The organism is Amycolatopsis sp., assembly GCF_025464955.1.
In the GTDB taxonomy this organism is placed as follows: domain Bacteria; phylum Actinomycetota; class Actinomycetes; order Mycobacteriales; family Pseudonocardiaceae; genus Amycolatopsis.
The window spans coordinates 1-18,516 of sequence record NZ_JAODNM010000028.1 but is presented as its reverse complement, the minus strand read 5'-3'; the positions used below and the strand labels follow the sequence as shown (position 1 = coordinate 18,516).

Sequence of the window (18,516 nt, the reverse complement as noted above, 5' to 3'; positions counted from 1 at the left end):
AGGAGTTCCCCGGCGGTCATCCGGACCGACCGGGGCGAGGAAACGGAGAACCACCACATGGGCGATTACGCCAAGGCGCTCGGGGCCAAGCTCCGCGGTATCCGCCAGCAGCAGGGTCTGTCCCTGCACGGTGTCGAGCAGAAGTCCGGCGGGCGCTGGAAGGCGGTCGTGGTCGGTTCGTACGAGCGGGGCGATCGCGCCGTAACCGTCCAGAAGCTGGCCGAGCTGGCCGACTTCTACGGGGTACCGGTGGTCGAGCTGCTGCCCGAGGGCCGCGTGCCGTCCGGCGCGGAGCCGGCGACCAAGATCGTGATCAACCTCGAACGGCTCCAACAGCTGCCCGCGGAGAAGGTCGGCCCGCTCGCGCGGTACGCCGCGACCATCCAGAGCCAGCGCGGCGACTACAACGGCAAGGTGCTCTCGATCCGCACCGAGGACCTGCGGTCGCTGGCCATCATCTACGACATGACCCCGGGCGAGCTGACCGAGCAGCTCATCGACTGGGGCGTACTGCCACCGGAGGCGCGCCCGTCCAAAGAGGATTGATCAGGGGGCGCGCCGGAGCGCGGCAGGCGTTCCGGCGCGAAACCGGCCCATGGGGGATACCTGCCGCGTACTCCTGCGGCTAGAGAACCGCGCGCAGGCGGTCGGCGATCGTGCCGATCCGGCCCAGCACGCCGTTGACGAACCGCGGTGAGTCGTCGGTCGACAGCTCCTTGACGATGCCGACGGCCTCGTCGATCGCGACCGGGTCCGGCACGTCCTCGGCCCACAGCAGCTCGTAGACGCCGACCCTCAGCACGGCGAGATCCACCGGGGGCATCCGGTCGAGCGTCCAGCCCTGAGCGTGCTCGGCGAGCAGCTCGTCGATGCTCTCACGACGTGCGTTGACGCCTTCCACCAGCGAAATCGTGTAGTCCGCGATGGGGTCGACGTCGGTCGAACCCACCCGGTCGGCGAGCAGCGTCACCGGGTCGGACCCGCGCTGCGCGGACTCGTACATGATCTCGACGGCACGCTTGCGTGCCTCCCGGCGGCTGATCGGGCCGCCGCGGTTGGGGGACTTCCCGCCTGAGGTCACCGCGTACTCAGTTCGAGACACGGCCGAGGTAACGACCGTCCCGGGTGTCGACCTTGACCTTCTCGCCGGTGGTGAGGAACAGCGGCACCTGGATCTCGGCGCCGGTCTCCAGCGTGGCCGGCTTGGTGCCGCCGGTGGAGCGGTCGCCCTGCAGACCGGGGTCGGTGTGCTGCACGAGCAGTTCGACCGAGGTGGGCAGCTCGATGTAGAGCGGGGTGCTCTCGTGGATCGCGACCTGGACCTCGGTGTTCTCGAGCAGGTAGTTGGCGTTGTCGCCGACCGTCGCCTTGGGCACGGTGATCTGGTCGTAGGTGTCGGCGTCCATGAAGACGAAGTCGTCGACGTCCTTGTAGAGGTAGGTCATGTTCCGGCGGTCGACGGTCGCGGTGTCGACCTTGGTGCCGGCGTTGAAGGTCTTGTCCACGACCTTGCCCGTGAGCACGTGCTTGAGCGTGGTGCGGACGAACGCGCCGCCCTTGCCCGGCTTGACGTGCTGGAAGGCGATGACGTTCCAGAGCTGGCCGTCGAGGTTGAGGACCAGGCCGTTCTTCAGGTCGTTGGTGGTGGCCACGAGCTTGCTCTTCTCCTGTGTCTGTGGTGTTCGAACGGGACCGCCCGGCGCTGCGAAGCGTCAGACGACCACGAGGTCTTTGGTGCTCAGGGTGAGGAGCTCGGGGGTACCGTCCCGCACGACAAGCGTGTCCTCGATGCGCACGCCACCACGGCCGGCGAGATAAACGCCGGGCTCGACGGTGACCGCCATACCGGCGGATAGTGTACCGACGCCCGTGGTGGCCAGGCTCGGTGCCTCATGCACCTCGAGGCCTACGCCGTGTCCGAGGCTGTGGGAGAACTCACTCCCGCGACCCGCGCCGGTGATCACGTCGCGGGCCGCGCGGTCGACTTCGGCCACGTCGGCACCGGGCCGGACGGCCTCGCTGCCGGCTGCCTGGGAGCGCCGGACGAGCTCGTAGACCTCCCGCTGCCACGCGGCAGGCTCGCCGATGACGACCATGCGGGTCATGTCCGAGTGGTAACCGCGGGCCGTGGCGCCGAAGTCCAGCTTGACGAAGTCACCCACCGCGAGGACGGCGTCCGTCGGCTGGTGGTGCGGGATGGCGGAATGCGCGCCCGCCGCCACGATCGAGTCGAACGAGAGCCCGTCCGAGCCCTGCTCCAGCATGCGGTTTTCGAGGTCGCGAGCGACCTCCCGTTCGGTGCGGCCCGCTCGGATACCGCCGGCCTCGATCAGCCCGGCCAGCGCACGGTCCGCGGCCGCACAGGCGTCGCGCAGGGCCTGGACCTCGGTGTCGTCCTTGATCAGGCGGAGGCCTTCGACCAGCCCGGGAGCCCGGCGCAGCTCGATGTCAACGAACGCGTGCTTCAGGGTTTCGTGCTGCTCGACGCTGACGTGCTGACTCTCGAAACCGGAACGCGCATAGCGCGTGGAGTGCGAAGACGCACGCGCGGCCAAGGCGAGCGCGCTGGCCCTGTCGACGACACGCTCGAGGTCGGGCACTTCGGCGGCCGACTGCTCGGTGTAGCGCCCGTCGGTGCAGAAGACCGTGTGCGCGTCACCACCCTCGTGCAGCAGCAAAGCGGCGTTCGAGCCGGTGAACCCGGTCAGGTAGCGGATATTGAGCAGGTCGGTGACCAGCAGCGCGTCGAGTTCGGTGGCCTGGAACACGCTGCGCAGCGACGCACGGCGGCGGACGTGGGTTTCGGGCACCGGACCAGCCTAGTTGGGTGGTACCCACCGACGCCAAAAACCGCCCACGCCTAAGTCCCTGGCCTCGCCCGCGCAACCCGGACGTGTCCCCCGGTCGGGGTAGCGGGGTTACACTGCGCCGATGCGTCCTTGGCTGATCCGCGGGCTCGGCATGGCCCTCCTGCACACCGTGGCCGCCGTCCTGCTTGCCAAGGCCGAGGTCTTCCAGCCGACCGGCGTCTCGGTGATCACGGCCGCGACCATCGCCGTCCTGGTCGGCGCGTCCGCGCTCTGGAGCGCGCTCGACGCCTGGCTTCGCCGCCCCGAAGCGGGCAAGACGTGGTTCATCGCGGCGATCATCGCCGGTCCGGTGTCCGGGGTCCTGTCGGTCGCCGGCAAGGCGATGTTCGTCGACCAGACCGGGATGAGCGAGCTCGGCCCGGCGCTGACCGGAGGCGCCGCGTTCACCGCCCTGCTGGTGCTGATCCCGGCCGGGCTCGGCCTGCTCGTGGGCGGCCGGATCGAAGCGCCGCACAAGCACGCCGCCGCCGACGCTCAGCGCACCAGCGACGAACCCGTCGGATAGGCGTCCCACTGCGCCGGGCTGATCGTCTGGGCCACGGATCCGTTCAGGACCGGGGCGGCCGGTGAGTCGACCGGCCAGAGCTTCCCGTCGAGCACGAACGCGACACCGCGGTCCTTGGCCTGCACCGCCGGTCCGGCCGAGGCGATCGTCGCGGCGACGGGCAGCTTGTCGAACTGCGGCGGGCGCTGGTCGAGTACCTGGCCGGACAGCGCCACCGCCACCGAACGCCGGTCGACCCGGATGAGCTTGCCTCCGGTGAGCAGGTCCATCGTCCGGGTGGGAGAAGGCGCCGCGAGCCCGTCGAGCACGGCCAGTGTGCGTGCCGGATCCGGGCAGGCGTTGACGCCCTTTACGTCGAGCCCGTAGTGCCGCAGGTCGGTCGGTGCCGTGGCCGCCCCGATCACGGTGGCCCTGACGACGTCGAAGGGCACCTGGCCGCAGGGGTCGACCGCGGACAGCGGAGCGTGCCCGTCGGGGCGTCTGGCCAGGCCGGGGCCTTCCTGCCAGGGACCGCCGACCACGATCGGCTGATACGGATGTGTGGTGAAGCTCCGGTCGAAGAACGAGATCCGGGTGCCGGTCTTGGTTTCATCGGCGATCACGAAGGCGTCGAGCGCTTCCACCCACATCAGGTCCGCGCTGAAGGCTTCGATAACGGAGGACGTCCGCGGGGAATTCGTCGCGGGAACGGCCTCGAAGCCGTGCTTCCCCAGCGATTCCACTCCGCCGCCGAACACCGGGTCCCTCGACCGCAGCACGAACTGGCCGGCGCCGTTCGGGGTGGTGGCGCGCCCGGTCGTGTCGGTGAACATGAGGTAGAACCAGCCGTCGAGGTACACGGCCGACGGCTGACCGGCGCCGTAGACGTTGTCGCGGTGGACGTCGTGGGCGGGCTCGACGATGGGACGGCCACCGTTGGCCCGCGTCCAGGTGAGGCCGTCGGGGCTCGTGGCGACACCGATCGAGTTGCCGAACGCGTGGTCTTCCGCGGCGCCGGTGTAGTAGAGGTAGTAGGTCGCGCCGACGCGGATCACCGACGGGTCGCAGGTGTGGCGGCCGTCGAAGTGCCCATCGCCGCTGCCCGAGAGCACCGCACGCGGGACGCCCCCGCCCGGTCCGGTGAACGGCCCGTCGAGTGTGGGCGCCTCGGCGTAGAGGATGTCGTCTCCCGGCGGCGGCGCGCTGCCGTACTGGCTGCACCACCACATCCGGGTGCGACCGCCGTCGATCATCACCGTGGGTCCGTAGTTGTAGGCCGCGTCCAGGCCACCCGCCGCGACAGTGGCGGAGCCGCCTCGCGCGGCAGCGGTGGTCAACGGCACGTTCGACGGCCTCGGCGCCGCGGCGGGCTTGCCTCCGCCGATCTCGCTGTGCTGGCCGTCTGCCTGAGGCACCGCGTAGCCCGTGCTGCAGGCGCTCAGCAGTACCCCGCCCAGAACGGCAACGAGGAGACTGCGAGCGGCTCGTCGGCCCCCACGACGGAACGTGCGCACAATCGCTGAGTATACCGACCGTTAACCCATTCGGGCGCCACCACGCCCCTGCGGAGTGGTGGACCGCTCAGCGGTGATCGAGGGCGACGAGTTCGATCTCGAAACCGTCCTCGTTCTCGAGATACGCCGCGTAGTGGCTCTCCCCACCGGCGAAGGGATACCGGTCGACGAACATCGGCTGCCAGCCGTGCAGTTGCGCCGCGGCGACGAGGCTGTCGACGCGGGCCCGAGTGTCGACGTGCAGGGCGAGGTGGTTCAGACCGGGCAGCGTCCGCTCATAGCCGACACCCGTCAACGCGGGCGACTGTTCGAGGACCAGGTAGGTGACTCCCAGCTTCCAACTGACCCCGCCGGAGAACCGCTGGTACTCCTGCCAGCCGAGTTCGCCGAGCAGCCAGCCGAAGCTCGCCTCGGCCCGGGTGATGTCGGCTACCCATAGTTCGAGGTGGTGCGGCTTGCCGTGCGCGGAGGGCAAGGCGACAGTGACCCGATGCGTGTCGCCGTAGTGGACTCCGCTGCCGACATCGAGGAAACCCAGGCGCCGCACCAGGTTCAGACTGGCCACATTGGACTCGTGAATCAGCGCCCAGACTGCGGGCAGGCCCAGCACGGTGAACGCGTGGTCGACCAGAGCGGCTGCCGCCTCGGTCGCCAGGCCCTGTCCGCCATACGCGCGGTCGAGGTAGTACCCGATCTCCGGGACGCCGCCGGGCAGCTCCTCGGACGGCCGCAGATGGGCGACCCCGACGACGACGCCGTCAAACTCGACGACCCAGTGGCCCATGCCTGCCGGACCGGCGTAGGCCAGCCGCCGCTCGACCATTTCGAGGGCCTGCGCGCGGTCACTGAAGTCCGCGGCAAAAAAGCGGCTCATCTCCGGATCGGCGAAGACCCGCAGCACGGCCTCGGTGTCCGATCGCTCGATCCCCCGCAACCCCAGGCGTTCGGTCTTGATTTCGGGAGCGGAGCTCACTTCGCGTTGTCTGCCAGCCAGCGCAGAGCCAAGGCGTAACCGTCCACGCCGAGGCCGACGATCACCCCGGTCGCGATGTCGGAGAGCACGCTGTGATGCCGGAACTCTTCGCGCTTGTGCACGTTCGAGATGTGCAGTTCGAGCAGGGGCGCGGTCAACTGGGCGGCGGCGTCGCGCACGGCGATCGAGTAGTGCGTCCAGGCACCCGCGTTCAGGACCACCGGGATGCCCTCGTCCGCGGCCTCGTGCAGCCAGCCGACCAGTTCGCCTTCGTGGTCGGTTTGGCGCACCTCGACCTCGAGACCCACTTCCGCACCCGCTTTCAGGCACAGCGCGACCAGGTCTTCGTAGGTGGTCGAGCCGTAGACCGAAGGCTCACGCTTGCCGAGCCTGCCCAGGTTCGGCCCGTTCAGCACCCAAGCCTTCACAGCAGCACACTCCCACCGGTGGTCGGCTCCTTGGCGACCGCGGAGTACGCGGCGGCCAGCAGGGACGGGTCCGGGCCTTCCAGCCGACCCGGTTTGGCGAGCCCGTCGAGCACCACGAACCGCAGCACCCCGGACCGCGTCTTCTTGTCACCGCGCATGGTCTCCAGCAGCTGCGGCAGCGCGTCCGCGTCGTACGTCGTCGGCAGACCGAGCGACTTGAGGACCATGACGTGCCGCTCGGCCGTCACGTCGTCCAACCGGCCGGCGAGCCTGCCCAGCTCGGCGGCGAACACCAGGCCGACGCTCACGGCCGCGCCGTGGCGCCAGCGGTAGCGCTCACGCCGCTCGATCGCGTGCGCGAGGGTGTGGCCGTAGTTGAGGATCTCCCGCAGATCGGACTCGCGGAGGTCGGCCGCGACGACGTCGGCCTTGACCTGGATCGACCGCTGGACGAGCTCGGCGAGCACCGCGCCCTTCGGGTCGACGGCGGCGACCGGGTCGACCTCGACGAGCTCGAGGATGCGGGGGTCGGCGATGAACCCCGTCTTGACCACCTCGGCCATCCCGGCGACCAGCTCGTTCGGCGGCAACGTCTCCAAGGTGGCCAGATCGACCAGCACCGCCGACGGCTCGTGGAACACCCCGACGAGGTTCTTGCCCGCTTCGGTGTTGATGCCCGTCTTGCCGCCGACCGCGGCGTCGACCATGCCCAGCAGCGTCGTCGGCACATTCACCAGCCGCACCCCGCGCATCCAGGTGGCGGCGACGAACCCGGCGAGGTCGGTCACCGCGCCGCCGCCGAGGCCGACCACCACACCCTGGCGGTCCATCCCGATCCGGCCGAGCACCTCCCAGCAGAAACTCGCGACGGTGAGGGCTTTGCCGTCCTCGGCGTCGGGGATCTCGACCCGGTGGGCGTCCAGCCCGGCGGCGATGAGCTCCTCACGGATCGCCTCGGCCGTGGCGATCAGGGTCGGCGGGTGGAGCAGCGCGACCTTCGACGCGTCCGCCAGCACTTCGGTGAGATCGCCGAGCAGACCGCGGCCGATCACGACGTCGTACGGTTTGGCGGTCTTGACCGTGATGCGGACCGGGTCGGTCATGGGGCTCCTTACTGGGTCGGCAGGCGGTCGAGCAGCTCCGCGATCGCCTCGACCACCTCGTCCGGGGTGCGGTCGTCGGTGGTGACCTCGATGGTGGCCACCTCCCGGTAAACGGGCAGGCGGGCGTCGAGCAGCGACTTGTACGTGGCGCGCGGGTTGACCCCGGCCAGCAGCGGGCGCGCCGTGGACAGCCCGACCCGCTTCAGCCCGGCCGCCATCCCGACGTTGAGGAAGACCACGGTGTGGTCGGCGAACGCGGCACGGGTACTCGGGGCGAGCACCGCTCCACCACCGACGGCCAGCACGCCTTCGTGCTCGGCGAGCGCGGTCACGATCGCCGCCTCCTCCTGCTCCCGGAACGCCGGCTCGCCCTCTTCGGTGAAGATGTCGGCGATGGACTTGCCGGCGCGTTCGACGATGTCGTCGTCGCTGTCCCGAAAGGCCACGCCCAGCCGTTCGGCCAGCTTCGGCCCGACGGTGGACTTACCGGAACCGGGCGGGCCGACGATCACCGCGCGCGGAGTCACCAGCGCTCCTCGAGTGCCTTCAAGTACCCGTCGGCGTTGCGCTTGCTCTCGACGAGCGAGTCCCCGCCGAACTTCTCCAGCGCCGCGTCGGCCAGGACGAGGGCGACGACCGATTCCAGCACCACACCCGCCCGCGGCACGGCGCAGACGTCGGAACGCTGGTGGATGGCCACCGCGGGCTCGCCGGTCTCGGTGTCCACCGTGGCGAGTGCGCGGGGAACCGTGGAGATCGGCTTCATCGCGACACGGACCCGCAGGGGCTCGCCGTTAGTGATACCGCCTTCGAGGCCGCCGGCACGGTTGGACCGCCTGGTGACCCCGGTCGGACCGGTCCCGCGGTCGATCTCGTCGTGCGCCTTGCTGCCCCAGCGCCGGGCGGTGGTGAACCCGTCACCGACCTCGACACCCTTCATGGCCTGGACGCCCATCAGCGCCCCCGCGAGCCGGGAGTCGAGCCGACGGTCCCAGTGCACGTGCGAGCCGAGGCCGGGCGGCAGGCCGTAGACGATCACCTCGATCACCCCGCCGACCGTGTCACCCGCCTTCTGCACGGCTTCGACCTCGGCGATCATCGCGTCGGTACCCGCCTGGCCGAAGGCGCGGACCGGGCTCTCGTCGATCGCGGCCAGGTCGGCGGCCAGCGGCAGGGGCCCTTCGGGCGCTTCCGCGCCGCCGATGGACACGACGTGGCTGATCACCTCGGCGCCCAGGAGCTGGCGGAGGTAGGCGCGTGCCACCGTGCCGAGCACGGTCCGGGAAGCGGTCTCGCGCGCACTGGCTCGTTCGAGCACCGGACGTGCGTCGTCGAAGCCGTACTTCTGCATCCCGGGCAGGTCGGCGTGCCCTGGCCGGGGCCGGGTCAGCTTCGCATTGCGGGCGAGGTTCTCCAGCTCGGCCGGGTCCACCGGGTCGGCAGCCATCACCTTTTCCCATTTGGGCCACTCGGCGTTCTCGATGTTGACCGCCACCGGACCGCCCTGCGTCAGCCCGTGGCGGACGCCGCCGACGAACTCGACGCGGTCGGTCTCGAACCCCATCCGGGGACTGCGGCCGAACCCGAGGCGACGACGCGCCAGTTGCTCGGACAGATCGGCGGTGGTGACCGAAACTCCGGCCACCATCCCTTCCAGCACGGCGGCAAGGGCGGGGCCGTGCGATTCACCAGCGGTTATCCAGCGCAGCACACAAGTGATCCTGTCACGGCTCGACGCTCGTGCCCACACAGCCCTCCCGCGTGCGAAAGCGGCGGCGACAAGCCCGACAAAACCGCCGTTCACCGGCCCGGGACCGATCCCGCGGCGGGGAAGACCGCGACGATCCACGCGGCCACCAGCAGGCCTGGCCCGTGCGGCAACCCACCCCGCCACCGCTCGCCGAGGGTGCGAGCCGAGAACGCCCGCACCACCGCCAAGACCACCGTCACCACCGCAGCCACGCAGGCGCCGACCACCAGCGAGGCCCAGCCGACTGCACCAAGTACCGCGCCCACGCTGCCAGCGAGCTTCACGTCACCGGCACCGAGCGAACCCGGGGCACAGCGGCGCACGAGCGCGTGGACGACGGCGAACACGACGGCGCCGGCCACCGCACGGACACCCAGTGCGGCGCCGCCCTGCGACGCGGCGACACCGATCGCCGCACCGACCACGGGATAGGCCGCGGCCGTGAGGACGTTCGGCAACCTCAGGTAGCGGAAATCGGCCATCGCCAGCGGGACGGCGACCGCGGTGACCGACAGCGGCACCGGCAGCCACCAGCCCGGACGGCCGGGAGCCGACCACCGCCAGGCGACGAGAGCCCACAGCACCGCCGACACGGCCTCGCACCAGCCCGGCGGCACCTCCGCACCGACGGCGCGCAGCACACGCCGTCCCGCCAGCCCGGTAACCAGACCGGCGACGGCGAACAACAGAATCATTTCCCTGGACACGGGATCCAGCTTCGGACCGGCGGCCCGCGCCCGGCAAGCTCGGACGGGCGCGAAAGGTAGGTCTCGTTCCGAAACCGGGGCGGTTATCACTCGTGTGGGTGGCCGCTCACGGGTTCAGCCGGCAATGCCTGGAACTTGAGGGGTCGGAGCGGTCGGTTCTGTCAGGAGTGGAAGCCGCGCCGTCGCGGGTTGTGGTCAGGAATGTGTATCCGGCGGGGACGGTGACGCGCAGCGGAGCCCCGAGGGTGACATCGGGGTAGTAGGGCGAGGCGGGGTGGTTCGGTGTGTAGGCGGAGTTCTGGTTGTCCAGGGCTAGGCGGCACGCTGATGGGGCCACGTGCGCCGCTTCGTCTTGGCGCCCTCGGGTGATGGAGATCGCGTCGGGCAATAAGTCATCGGTGACGTTGACGAACACCCACCTGCTGGGGTCATCCGAGGGCACAGCCCCGAAGGCGATCTCCAACCGCGCATCCACCACGTCGTCCATCCGCGACTACTCCCGTTCCGATTGTGGTCAGTAGCCGAAGGCGAGTTGAACGTTGCCGCCGCCTTGGGCATGGACTGCGCCACGAAGCCAGGCAGTGAGGTGGCGGTCGAGTCCGGATGCATCGATGACCACTCGGACGCTCCCGGCATCACCGGTCACCTCACGGGGAGTCGGCGCGGCCGGCACCGGGCGGGCAGGTGCGACAGTCGCACCGGATGTCCGTGCGGTGGCGGAGCTGGTGACCGTGCCGGACACCTCCAGCGGCAGAGCGTCGGTCAGGCCGGACAGGTAGTCGCGGATCTGCGGCTCGCCGTCCTGCAACCCGGCGAGCAGGCCATGCATGATCAGCTTTCCGTTGCCGGTCAGCAGGACCCGGTCTCGCGCGGGCGGGCCTTTCCAGTCGGTGATCCAGTCGGTGAGGTCGCTGAGTTTGTCTTTCACCCAGTGGAATCCGGCGGTGAGGCCATCGACGAGGCCCCGGATGATGTTCTTGCCCGCGTCGAGCAGCAGCCCGCCGAGGTTGCCCAAGGCGTCGAGGATCTTCCCCGGAAGGCTGACGAACCAGCCGAGAATCCCGCCGATGCCGTCGACCACGACGCCTTTGATGATCTGCCAGATCCCGCCGAGCATGTCCTTAAGCCCCGACCACACCCGGTCCCAGTCTCCGGAGATCAGGCCGAGGACGACGTTGATGACGCCCTGGATGTAGCGCATCGCGCCGGAGATGATGCTGGTGATCGCGGCGAAGATCGGCTTCACCAGGCCGAACAGGGCCTGGATGATCGGCATCAGCAGCTCGGCGATGATCGTGACCAGCGGCGCGATCGCGGTCACCAGCGTGGCGAACAGTGACGCGCCCTGCGTGATGATCGGCAGCAGCGACGTGATCAAGCTCAGCAGCGGCGGCAGCAACGCGGTGACGATCTGCAGCAGCGCCGGGATGATCGGCAGTAACGCCGTGACGATCGAGAGGAACGCTTGCGCCAGCGGCGGCAGGACCGGGAGCAGCGCGGAGAGCACCTGACCAGCGATCTGTCCGAGTAGCGTGCCGACCTGAGCCAGTACCGGTACGGCGGTTTTGAGCGCGGCCCCGATGACGGAAGCCAGTTGCTGGATCACCGTCACGATGACCGGCAGTACCGGCATGACGGCCCGCAACGCCCCCAACAGAACGGTGGCGAAGACCCCCGACAGCGCCGAGATGACCGGAAGGACGGCGGTCAGGGCTTGGATGACGGCGCCGCCGAGCTGGCTGATGATCGGGTTGAGCGCGACCAGCAGCGCCGCGAACGCCGGAGCCGCCAGCTGCAGCGACTGCATCAGGAGCCCGCCGAACCCGGAGATCAACGGCGCCAGCGTCTGCGCGAGCGCCACCAGGGCCGGGGTGATCGCGGTGATCGCCCCACCGAGGGCGCCGCCGAGCAGCCCGACGACCTCGGCGACGGCCGGGGCGAGCGCGGCCACGATCGGCGCCAGCGCCACCACCGCCGGAACCAGCGCCCCCGCCAGCGCCTGCGCCGCGACCCTGAGGACCGGGGCGAGGGCCGCGATCACCTGCCCCAGCGGCGCGATCGCCGGAGCGAATGCAGCGAACGCCTGCCCGATCATGGGGCCGAGCTGCGCAATCGCCGGGGCGAGGGAAGTGACGATGCCTTGCCCGATCGCGACCAGCACCGGCAGCAGGCCTTCGGTGATCGCGCGCAGCCCGGTGAAAATCTGGGTGAGCGCGGTCGCGCCTTGCGCGGAGCGGACGAACGCGGCCATCTGGCCGGTGACCGCCACCAACGTGGTCAGCAGGCCACCGCCGCCGGTGTTGGCGGCGGCGAACACCGCGATCACGACCTGGGCCAGGTTCTTCAGAACCGTGACCAGGTCCCCTACCGCTGACAGCCCCGCCGAGAGCCACTGACGCAGCTGCCCGGACTGACGGGCCGCCGCGATGAAGTCAGCGAACTTCTGCGCCCCGTCGGCGAGGCCGGACCCCAACGCGGGCAGGAACTCCGCCCCCACAGCCGCGATGTCCCGCAGCCCCTGCAGGAATGGGCGCACTCCGGCGGAGAGGTTGCCGACCGTGGCGGCGGAACTGTCCAGGATCGCTCTGACGTCACCGACCGTGCGGCCTTCACGCGCGAAGGAGGCGAACCCGGCCGCGCCGAGGTTGAGACCGGAGGCGACCTTGCCCAGCTCAACGCGCAGCAGCGGCAGGTACGTCCCGGCCAGTCCGGTGATGTCGGCGGCGATCCCGGCGAACAGGTGCTGCTGGACCTCTTGGCGCAGCCCCAGCAGCTCCGGGCGCAGGGAACGGGCGGCGTTCGCTGCAGCGGCCATCGACGGCGCGAAGTTCTTGATCGCGTCGGCGTACTTCTTCGGATCCGACTCCTTCAGCGCGTCGGAGAACCCGGAGACGCCGAGCTTCAGCGTCGCCATGATCGCGGCGGCGGCGAGGCCGGCGGACGGGAGCAGCAGCAGCGAGCCCGACGCGGTGGCCGCGATCGACCCGAGCCCGCCGAGCAGCGTCACGGCCTGGCCGACGGCGGCGGCCAGCGCGCCGTACTTGAGCACCGACGCCCCCACGGCGACGGTCGTGCGAGCGAACTCGGTGGTGGAGGTGTTCAGCCCGGAGTTGAGCGCCCCGAGGCCGCGGGTGGTCGCGCCGAGGGACTTGTCGGCCGCGACCTTGATCGACACCGACTTGCCCGACAGCTTCCGCACTAGCCGCTGGAACCGGGTCTCGGCGGGCAGCGCGTCGAGCTCGGCGAGCAGGGTGATCGCGGTCTGGTCGCCTTCGCGGGCGGCGGCGCGCAGCTGCTCCTTGAGCAGCGCGGTCTGCACCTGCGCGGTCAGCGAGATGGCAGGGGCGTCGCGCTGGGCTTGGTTGACCTGTTCGCGCAGGGTGCGGCCGAGTCCTTGCAGGCTCGGCATGATCTTGAGGTAGGCGTGACCGACCGTCGCCACAGGCACCCACCACCTGAGGAACGACGGTCAGCCGTTACGCATCCATAGCGCGATCTCGCGCAAACTCTTCAACTCCGGATCACCGTGATCGGCCGGTGTTGGCACGGTGGCGGTTGTGCCGGTGGGCGCGGTGAACGTCTCCATCGGATCGGCGAGTTGACCATCGGTGATCTCCTGGCCGAGCGCGGTTGCGACGGTGGCCCACAGGGCGGTGATCCGCCTTCGGTGACCGAGGCCAGCAGGTCAGCGCGGGTCCACCCGCCGCGCGGGTCGAGCACGCGCCACACGGCGGCGTCGTCGGGCAGGTGCGTCACCAGCGTGCACACCCGCCGGTAGGACAGGCCGCCCCGGTAGAGGTCGAGTAGGTCGATCCCATACCGCAGCAAGTCTGTTTCGAGGGCATCGGAGGTCGCCTGGTCAGCGAGGAGCAGGGCGACCGTTAGGGGTTTCCCCGGCCCAGCTCCGTCATGACCTTGGCCGAGAAGTCCTCAGCGTCCGCCGCCGTCGAGGCCAGGTTGCGCCAGGTGACGTACTGGTCAGCGCCGAGGATGAGTTTCAGCGCGGTGAGGTGCTTGCCTTCTTCTTCGGCTTCGAGCGCTTCGAGCGGGAACTCCTGCGGGCTGGGCAGGGTGAATCGCTTCCCACGCCACGTCACGGCCAGGCCAGCAATCGATGGGCTAGGCTTACCAACCGCTTCAGTGCGCTGACGAGTAGCCATTCGGTCATCTCCTTTGAAAATATCTACACATCGCAGAAAGTGGTTTTTCTATTGACTGTCACTAGAACGTTGAGCTTCCAAAATGAGACCCCGTGGATCCTTGCGGGCGACGAGACCTTGAATCGGCGCCGGTATTTCCCTATCTTTAATATCGATGAAATTGGTCGATGTATCGAGTACTTAGATGAAAACTGCAGCGAACCAGCACTAAGGAGAGACCTTCATAGCCTGCGAATGCATCGCCTAGCTATGGGCCTTTCCGGTTTCATGCTACTCAAGATTTTCCCTGTGGCGATTTCCGGTTTCATCCTATTCAATGCATCCGTCGTATTTGCGTTAATCGGGAATATGTCCGAAAACGCAAGCAAGCTTGCGGGAGGTTGGGAAGCGGTGATTGAAGTGCTGGCAACTATGGTCGCCCTGACAGTGGCCGGTATCTTTGTAGTATTCCACCGGTGGCCCGACATGCACTTTCATCGAGCGGTAGCAAGGGTGCAGAAGCTAACGCGAGAGAGCCATGCACCCGTGTACCGCGTAGCTCAGTGTGCGAACATTGCGGGCAGGGCCGCCAGGGAGCTCTTTCAAGTCGTCCAGGGGCGTAGGTTCACATGGATTTCACCGCCGGCGGTCGCTGACCGGGCGCTAACCCTGTCTTTCCCCTTGATCAATGTCGAACTGAATCACGCGGCGGGCCCCGCCGAACTGCTCAAGCTCATTCAAGAGTATGGAGAGTTCCTACACTTCGCCGCAGGATTAGAGGCTGCGAAACGGGTAGATTTGATTCCTGCCCTGCGCAGCTACTACGCCGAAATCGGTCACTAGTCTACCGACTGGACGCGTCGCAGGGTGTGGTTCCGGAGCGAGATTCGCTATTTCTTGACCCCATGCGAAACCACAATAGATGGGCTGTGGCGAAAGACTTCTTGTACCCTTTATCCTCTTGGTTGAGTCTCGTTCTAGCCATCGTCGCCTTAGTGGCGAGCACAACAAAGTAGCGGCGTTTTCTGGGTGTCGATGACTAATTGGTGATGACGTTCGAGGCTGCCGCTACCACGGCGGGAGCGCCGAAAAGGACGGTGGGGTCATTGGTGAGCCAGACCGCGACGTATGTCCGTCCCTTCGCCGGGGCGAGTGAGGAGAACGTCATGCCCCACTGCGCTTCCTTGGTGCGGGAGAACTGTGAATCCTGGGTCTCGGAGACTTCCGCGCGCGGCAGGTAGAGCCGGTGGCTGTAGATCTCGATATCAGAGATGGCGTCGGTCCAGTCGATGCAGAGAGCGCGAGCATCGCCTCGCGGGGTCGAGCTGATCTCGGCGCGGTAGTTCTTCGGGGTTCCGGTGCCGACCGCCGCGAACTTCATGCCACCGAAGTAGGCGGAGAGCACTTCGCCTTTAGTCTCTTGGAACACCGAGGCCACGGTCAGTTCCAGTGACTTGTAGATGAAACGGGCCGGGGTGAGCTGCTGCCAGTGCTCGGTGCCCTCTTTCTCGACCTTGCGGGTGAGGGTGGTTCCGTCCGGTGTGGACAGTCCCAGTCCGGTCCAGGCAGCGGCGAGGGGTGTGGTGGCGTCGGGTGGTTCCGGGGTGTCTTGTGCGGCGAGGGACACTTCCCCAGGGCCGGGGACGCGCACGAATGCGCTGTTCATGGCCATGTCGGGGAATCCTCCGTGCGGGGGTCAGGACTGGGTGGGTGTGCGGGTGTAGACGGTGAGGCTGGCCGTGGCCAGTGGAGCGGCGGTGTACGGGTCGATACCTTCGACGGGCGCGGCGATAGGTTCGCCGGAGAACAGGGTTCCGGCCGGCATCGGCGCACACAGCAAGCCCAGCGCGATCCCGGCGAGCCGTTTTGCCGTGTGGATGTCGCGGTGCCAGCAGGTCAGGCGGATCACCGCGCTTTGCACGGCTGGCCAGGTCCATATGTGGCCGTCTTCGACGATCAGCAGCCACGGCAGCGACGGCGGTCCGCCGTCGGTGCCGAACCCGGTCTCGGTCGACACCTTCACCCCAGCGGCGACCGTCTCGGACCGTCCGGCGAGCAGCGGCCGCAGGCGGCGCACGACCAGTTCAGCGATGTCGACCGGCACCGGCACAGCACCGGTCACGTGTCGGCGTCCGGGCGCAGTCCTTCGACGGAGAGTCCGGTGTCGACGGCGGCGCGCTTGAGGACGCCGTGGTGGGCTTCCATGCCGACCCCGGCGGGGTGGCGGACGGCCACTGTGACGCCGACGCGGGAACGGCCGCGGTCGCCGAACACCTCCACTGGCAACGACTCGCCGCTCTCCACGCGTAAATCTCGGCCGCGTGCAGTGTCGGCGACGACCTCGGCAGCTGCCTGGATCGCGGTGTGGAGCTCGGCGGAGTGCAGGATCTCGGCGACTCCGCCGCGGTTGATGTCGATGCGGTCGAACGCACGCACGAACGCGTCTCCCTTCAGCCTTGGACGTGGGTGAGACGGGCTTCGTAGTGGGTGCCAAACCGCGGTGACCACCACGACGGCTCACCCGCGACATCGAGGACCTGCCCGCGCCACTCCACCCGCTCCCGAGCAGCGACCGGCGAGGCGGTGAACAGCCGCCAAGACGTGAGGACCGGCTGACGGCCGGGCTGCGCGGGTTCGGCCGAGCTGCCCGGCTGGACCAAGCCCCAGACGGTCCGGCGTGGTGTGTCGTCGCCGTAAACGAGTTGCGGCGTGGGATTGTCATAGCTGTCAGTGACCAGCTGGGGAGTCACGATCACCACACGATGCGGAAATTGCATGAAGCACCTGGTCAGGAACGCTGATGACGCTGTGTTAGATCGCTCTCAACCACCGGCTTCGTAAGTTATCCACCAACACGATAGCCACCCAGTTGGCGGATGGCGGCTGCTGCGAAGTGCCCCTAACGTGATCATCTGACGGGGTGGTGGTCGCGAGCGGGGAGGCTCTCGATGGAAGGCGTAAATGCCAATGTGGCGATTTCAGGGCAACGGGTAACGCAACTTCACTGGCCTTGATTTGGGCTTTCATTTCGTTGCAGTGAGTTGATGCGAACGCTGCGTGGCAGCACGTCTGCCTGAAATTGATTCGTGCCGTCACAGTTAATTCTGCGACGACCCTTCTACATGAAGCGTCCGGTCGCCTTTAGTGCGCACTTGTTTCCATTCTCCCGCTTGCTCCTCATCTGGCATCCCTATGCAAATTCCCCTGTCTATTTGCGGATTTCTGTATCGAAATCTGTGACTACAAGCTAAGGAGTCCCATGAAGAAGGCTATGCTCTTGTCGGCAACCGCTGTAATGACTGCAGTTCTTGCACTGTCCGCACCTGCAGCCAACGCGCTGGCGGCAGACCCCGACTGCAGCCCCGAGTTTCCGGGGTTCTACATCATCAGCCCTGATGGAAATCTTACAATCCAATACAACGGACTGAGAGCCTTCGTCGGGTCACAATCGGGCACGATGGAGTTCGATGCTCCCAAGAATAGCTACGGCGAGTACAATGCTTCACCCAGTGGTGGCGAGATCCCTATTTCTGGCATTCCGTCAGGCAACGGAGGAACCTGGGATGCATATGTCTATAACTACAAGCACATATTTGCCTGCCACGCCTCCCTCACCGTCGCGTCGGGAGAAGAAGGACTAAAGGGGCACAAGCACTGACATTCCGACTGGCTGGATTTCATGAGCGTGCTAGAATCCGCACATGCCTAGCTTCCAGCAGGAACACGATCAGCTGCACCGTATCCCCTTCAGTCTTTACGAGGTGACCGACTGGAGGGGTACGGGTGCTCTGGATTTCTTTCAAGTGGAGCCACAAACCTCAGATGCGACCGAGATTTGGTTCGCGTACACGAATCCGAGCCAAGACAAATACATCCTGCTTGGAAATATTCATATGGCCACAAGAGATTCCGATGCCGACATGGAACGCCAGAGACTCGCCAGTCAGGCGGTAACCAAGCTGCTAAACCTGGGTATCCCTGAATCCATGGAGCGAATCCCGGTGGATATGTCTCGGAAAATGGGAAAATTCATCGACACTAAGGCGCGATCGTGGAAGTCATGGCCGACTGTGACGCTTACTGTCGATGGCGACGCTCGGGAATTCTCCGAAATCCGATTCGGTGGCGCGGCAGCGTTTTTGTCATACCCAACCGAGAATGTTACGGCGATCATCGCGGTGTATCAAAATGTCGAACTTCAGAAAATATCGCTCCAAGCGGTTGAGAATACGGACCAGTACGGGTTCAGCCTCAATGCTGGCATACGCTTTCAGGACTTAGAAGAAGGGTCTTTCGTCGGTCTGCGCGATGAACTGCATCCTGACTACGACCTTCTGTGATGGCTTGTAGGTCACTCTTGAGGTTCGAGATAGACGTCAAGCGTAGTAGCGACTCATGTCCCACCTCAGAGAATTTCGGGTTCTAGTACTCCAGCCGGACTTCGTGATGTCGCTGGTGGGCTGCCCGCAGGCAGGTGCGGCCACCAGTTGATCATGGTCGGTTGTGTGGACTAACCCTGATCGGCTGGTGGCCGCAGGCCCCAGCGTA

22 protein-coding genes are annotated in these 18,516 nt (G+C 67.4%); 5 read left to right on the top strand and 17 right to left on the bottom strand.

The genetic code is table 11. The features are described 5' to 3' along the window. The first annotated feature begins 57 nt into the window (after positions 1-57). The gene (locus JWQ81_RS04510; RefSeq protein ID WP_003096372.1) at positions 58-546 is read left to right on the top strand and encodes a helix-turn-helix domain-containing protein; all 489 of its coding nucleotides are present in this window, start codon (positions 58-60) and stop codon (positions 544-546) included. Positions 547-625: 79 nt separating this feature from the next. On the opposite strand, the gene nusB is transcribed toward JWQ81_RS04510, so the two are convergent. Genes nusB through JWQ81_RS04495 form a run of 3 tightly spaced genes read right to left on the bottom strand, consistent with a single transcriptional unit; the run spans position 626 to position 2,810 of the window. Beyond that, positions 626-1,081, bottom strand: coding sequence for a transcription antitermination factor NusB (gene nusB, locus JWQ81_RS04505; protein ID WP_297537853.1), 456 nt, complete (start codon positions 1,079-1,081; stop codon positions 626-628). Positions 1,082-1,088: 7 nt separating this feature from the next. Further along, complete coding sequence (gene efp / locus JWQ81_RS04500; RefSeq protein WP_297537780.1) at positions 1,089-1,652, bottom strand: elongation factor P; 564 nt, start codon at positions 1,650-1,652, stop codon at positions 1,089-1,091. A gap of 60 nt (positions 1,653-1,712) precedes the next feature. Then, on the bottom strand, positions 1,713-2,810 hold the full coding sequence (locus JWQ81_RS04495; RefSeq protein WP_297537778.1) for an aminopeptidase P family protein: 1,098 nt from the start codon (positions 2,808-2,810) through the stop codon (positions 1,713-1,715). Between the two features lie 121 nt (positions 2,811-2,931). On the opposite strand from JWQ81_RS04495, the gene JWQ81_RS04490 reads away from it, so the two are divergent. Further along, on the top strand, positions 2,932-3,375 hold the full coding sequence (locus tag JWQ81_RS04490) for a B-4DMT family transporter (RefSeq protein WP_297537776.1): 444 nt from the start codon (positions 2,932-2,934) through the stop codon (positions 3,373-3,375). On the opposite strand, the gene JWQ81_RS04485 is transcribed toward JWQ81_RS04490, so the two are convergent. The 10 genes from JWQ81_RS04485 to JWQ81_RS04440 all read right to left on the bottom strand — a co-directional run bounded on the left by JWQ81_RS04485 (position 3,345) and on the right by JWQ81_RS04440 (position 13,926). Continuing rightward, positions 3,345-4,769 (bottom strand): beta-xylosidase, encoded by a 1,425-nt coding sequence (locus tag JWQ81_RS04485; protein WP_297537774.1) that lies wholly within the window; start codon positions 4,767-4,769, stop codon positions 3,345-3,347. The genes JWQ81_RS04490 and JWQ81_RS04485 overlap by 31 nt on opposite strands. A gap of 166 nt (positions 4,770-4,935) precedes the next feature. Next, positions 4,936-5,841, bottom strand: coding sequence for a GNAT family N-acetyltransferase (locus JWQ81_RS04480; protein ID WP_297537772.1), 906 nt, complete (start codon positions 5,839-5,841; stop codon positions 4,936-4,938). Continuing rightward, positions 5,838-6,269: a type II 3-dehydroquinate dehydratase gene (aroQ, locus tag JWQ81_RS04475; protein ID WP_297537770.1), complete on the bottom strand. Its 432-nt coding sequence runs from the start codon at positions 6,267-6,269 to the stop codon at positions 5,838-5,840. Before aroQ ends, JWQ81_RS04480 begins: the two co-directional genes overlap by 4 nt. Continuing rightward, complete coding sequence (gene aroB, locus JWQ81_RS04470) at positions 6,266-7,372, bottom strand: 3-dehydroquinate synthase (RefSeq protein WP_297537768.1); 1,107 nt, start codon at positions 7,370-7,372, stop codon at positions 6,266-6,268. The genes aroQ and aroB overlap by 4 nt, the downstream gene beginning before the upstream one ends. Positions 7,373-7,380: 8 nt before the next feature. Then, entirely contained in the window at positions 7,381-7,899 is a 519-nt protein-coding gene (locus JWQ81_RS04465) for a shikimate kinase (protein WP_297537766.1), read from the bottom strand. After that, positions 7,896-9,083, bottom strand: a complete 1,188-nt coding sequence (gene aroC, locus JWQ81_RS04460; RefSeq protein WP_297537764.1) for a chorismate synthase — start codon at positions 9,081-9,083, stop codon at positions 7,896-7,898. The genes JWQ81_RS04465 and aroC overlap by 4 nt, the downstream gene beginning before the upstream one ends. 89 nt (positions 9,084-9,172) lie before the next feature. Further along, on the bottom strand, positions 9,173-9,829 hold the full coding sequence (locus JWQ81_RS04455) for a prepilin peptidase (RefSeq protein ID WP_297537761.1): 657 nt from the start codon (positions 9,827-9,829) through the stop codon (positions 9,173-9,175). A gap of 106 nt (positions 9,830-9,935) precedes the next feature. Further along, positions 9,936-10,316 (bottom strand): hypothetical protein, encoded by a 381-nt coding sequence (locus JWQ81_RS04450; RefSeq protein ID WP_297537759.1) that lies wholly within the window; start codon positions 10,314-10,316, stop codon positions 9,936-9,938. A gap of 27 nt (positions 10,317-10,343) precedes the next feature. Then, positions 10,344-13,277 carry a hypothetical protein gene (locus tag JWQ81_RS04445; RefSeq protein WP_297537757.1) on the bottom strand — a complete coding sequence of 978 codons (2,934 nt, stop codon included), beginning with the start codon at positions 13,275-13,277 and terminating at the stop codon, positions 10,344-10,346. 433 nt (positions 13,278-13,710) lie between these two features. Then, positions 13,711-13,926 (bottom strand): hypothetical protein, encoded by a 216-nt coding sequence (locus JWQ81_RS04440; RefSeq protein WP_297537755.1) that lies wholly within the window; start codon positions 13,924-13,926, stop codon positions 13,711-13,713. A 132-nt stretch (positions 13,927-14,058) separates the two neighbouring features. On the opposite strand from JWQ81_RS04440, the gene JWQ81_RS04435 reads away from it, so the two are divergent. Next, positions 14,059-14,811 (top strand): hypothetical protein, encoded by a 753-nt coding sequence (locus tag JWQ81_RS04435; protein ID WP_297537752.1) that lies wholly within the window; start codon positions 14,059-14,061, stop codon positions 14,809-14,811. A gap of 196 nt (positions 14,812-15,007) precedes the next feature. On the opposite strand, the gene JWQ81_RS04430 is transcribed toward JWQ81_RS04435, so the two are convergent. From JWQ81_RS04430 to JWQ81_RS04415, 4 genes are read right to left on the bottom strand one after another with little or no spacing between them, the layout of a single operon-like run. Next, entirely contained in the window at positions 15,008-15,634 is a 627-nt protein-coding gene (locus JWQ81_RS04430; RefSeq protein WP_297537750.1) for a hypothetical protein, read from the bottom strand. Between the two features lie 30 nt (positions 15,635-15,664). Continuing rightward, positions 15,665-16,090, bottom strand: coding sequence for a hypothetical protein (locus tag JWQ81_RS04425; protein WP_297537749.1), 426 nt, complete (start codon positions 16,088-16,090; stop codon positions 15,665-15,667). Beyond that, the gene (locus tag JWQ81_RS04420) at positions 16,087-16,404 is read right to left on the bottom strand and encodes a hypothetical protein (RefSeq protein ID WP_297537747.1); all 318 of its coding nucleotides are present in this window, start codon (positions 16,402-16,404) and stop codon (positions 16,087-16,089) included. The genes JWQ81_RS04425 and JWQ81_RS04420 overlap by 4 nt, the downstream gene beginning before the upstream one ends. 14 nt (positions 16,405-16,418) lie before the next feature. After that, a complete protein-coding gene (locus JWQ81_RS04415; protein WP_297537746.1) occupies positions 16,419-16,745 on the bottom strand; it encodes a hypothetical protein in 327 nt (108 codons plus the stop codon). 482 nt (positions 16,746-17,227) lie between these two features. Here JWQ81_RS04415 and JWQ81_RS04410 point away from each other — a divergent pair, with 482 nt between their 5' ends. Then, positions 17,228-17,626: a hypothetical protein gene (locus tag JWQ81_RS04410; RefSeq protein ID WP_297537744.1), complete on the top strand. Its 399-nt coding sequence runs from the start codon at positions 17,228-17,230 to the stop codon at positions 17,624-17,626. Positions 17,627-17,669: 43 nt separating this feature from the next. Continuing rightward, entirely contained in the window at positions 17,670-18,308 is a 639-nt protein-coding gene (locus JWQ81_RS04405; RefSeq protein ID WP_297537742.1) for a hypothetical protein, read from the top strand. The last annotated feature ends 208 nt before the right edge of the window (positions 18,309-18,516 follow it).

Excerpts from the sequence above, each read along its gene's own strand:
- JWQ81_RS04510 (WP_003096372.1), top strand. The coding sequence starts at position 58 with ATGGGCGATTACGCCAAGGCGCTCGGGGCCAAGCTCCGCGGTATCCGC.
- JWQ81_RS04490 (WP_297537776.1), top strand. The coding sequence starts at position 2,932 with ATGCGTCCTTGGCTGATCCGCGGGCTCGGCATGGCCCTCCTGCACACC.
- aroB (WP_297537768.1), bottom strand. The coding sequence starts at position 7,372 with ATGACCGACCCGGTCCGCATCACGGTCAAGACCGCCAAACCGTACGAC.
- JWQ81_RS04450 (WP_297537759.1), bottom strand. The coding sequence starts at position 10,316 with ATGGACGACGTGGTGGATGCGCGGTTGGAGATCGCCTTCGGGGCTGTG.
- JWQ81_RS04430 (WP_297537750.1), bottom strand. The coding sequence starts at position 15,634 with ATGAACAGCGCATTCGTGCGCGTCCCCGGCCCTGGGGAAGTGTCCCTC.
- JWQ81_RS04415 (WP_297537746.1), bottom strand. The coding sequence starts at position 16,745 with ATGCAATTTCCGCATCGTGTGGTGATCGTGACTCCCCAGCTGGTCACT.
- JWQ81_RS04410 (WP_297537744.1), top strand. The coding sequence starts at position 17,228 with ATGAAGAAGGCTATGCTCTTGTCGGCAACCGCTGTAATGACTGCAGTT.
- JWQ81_RS04405 (WP_297537742.1), top strand. The coding sequence starts at position 17,670 with ATGCCTAGCTTCCAGCAGGAACACGATCAGCTGCACCGTATCCCCTTC.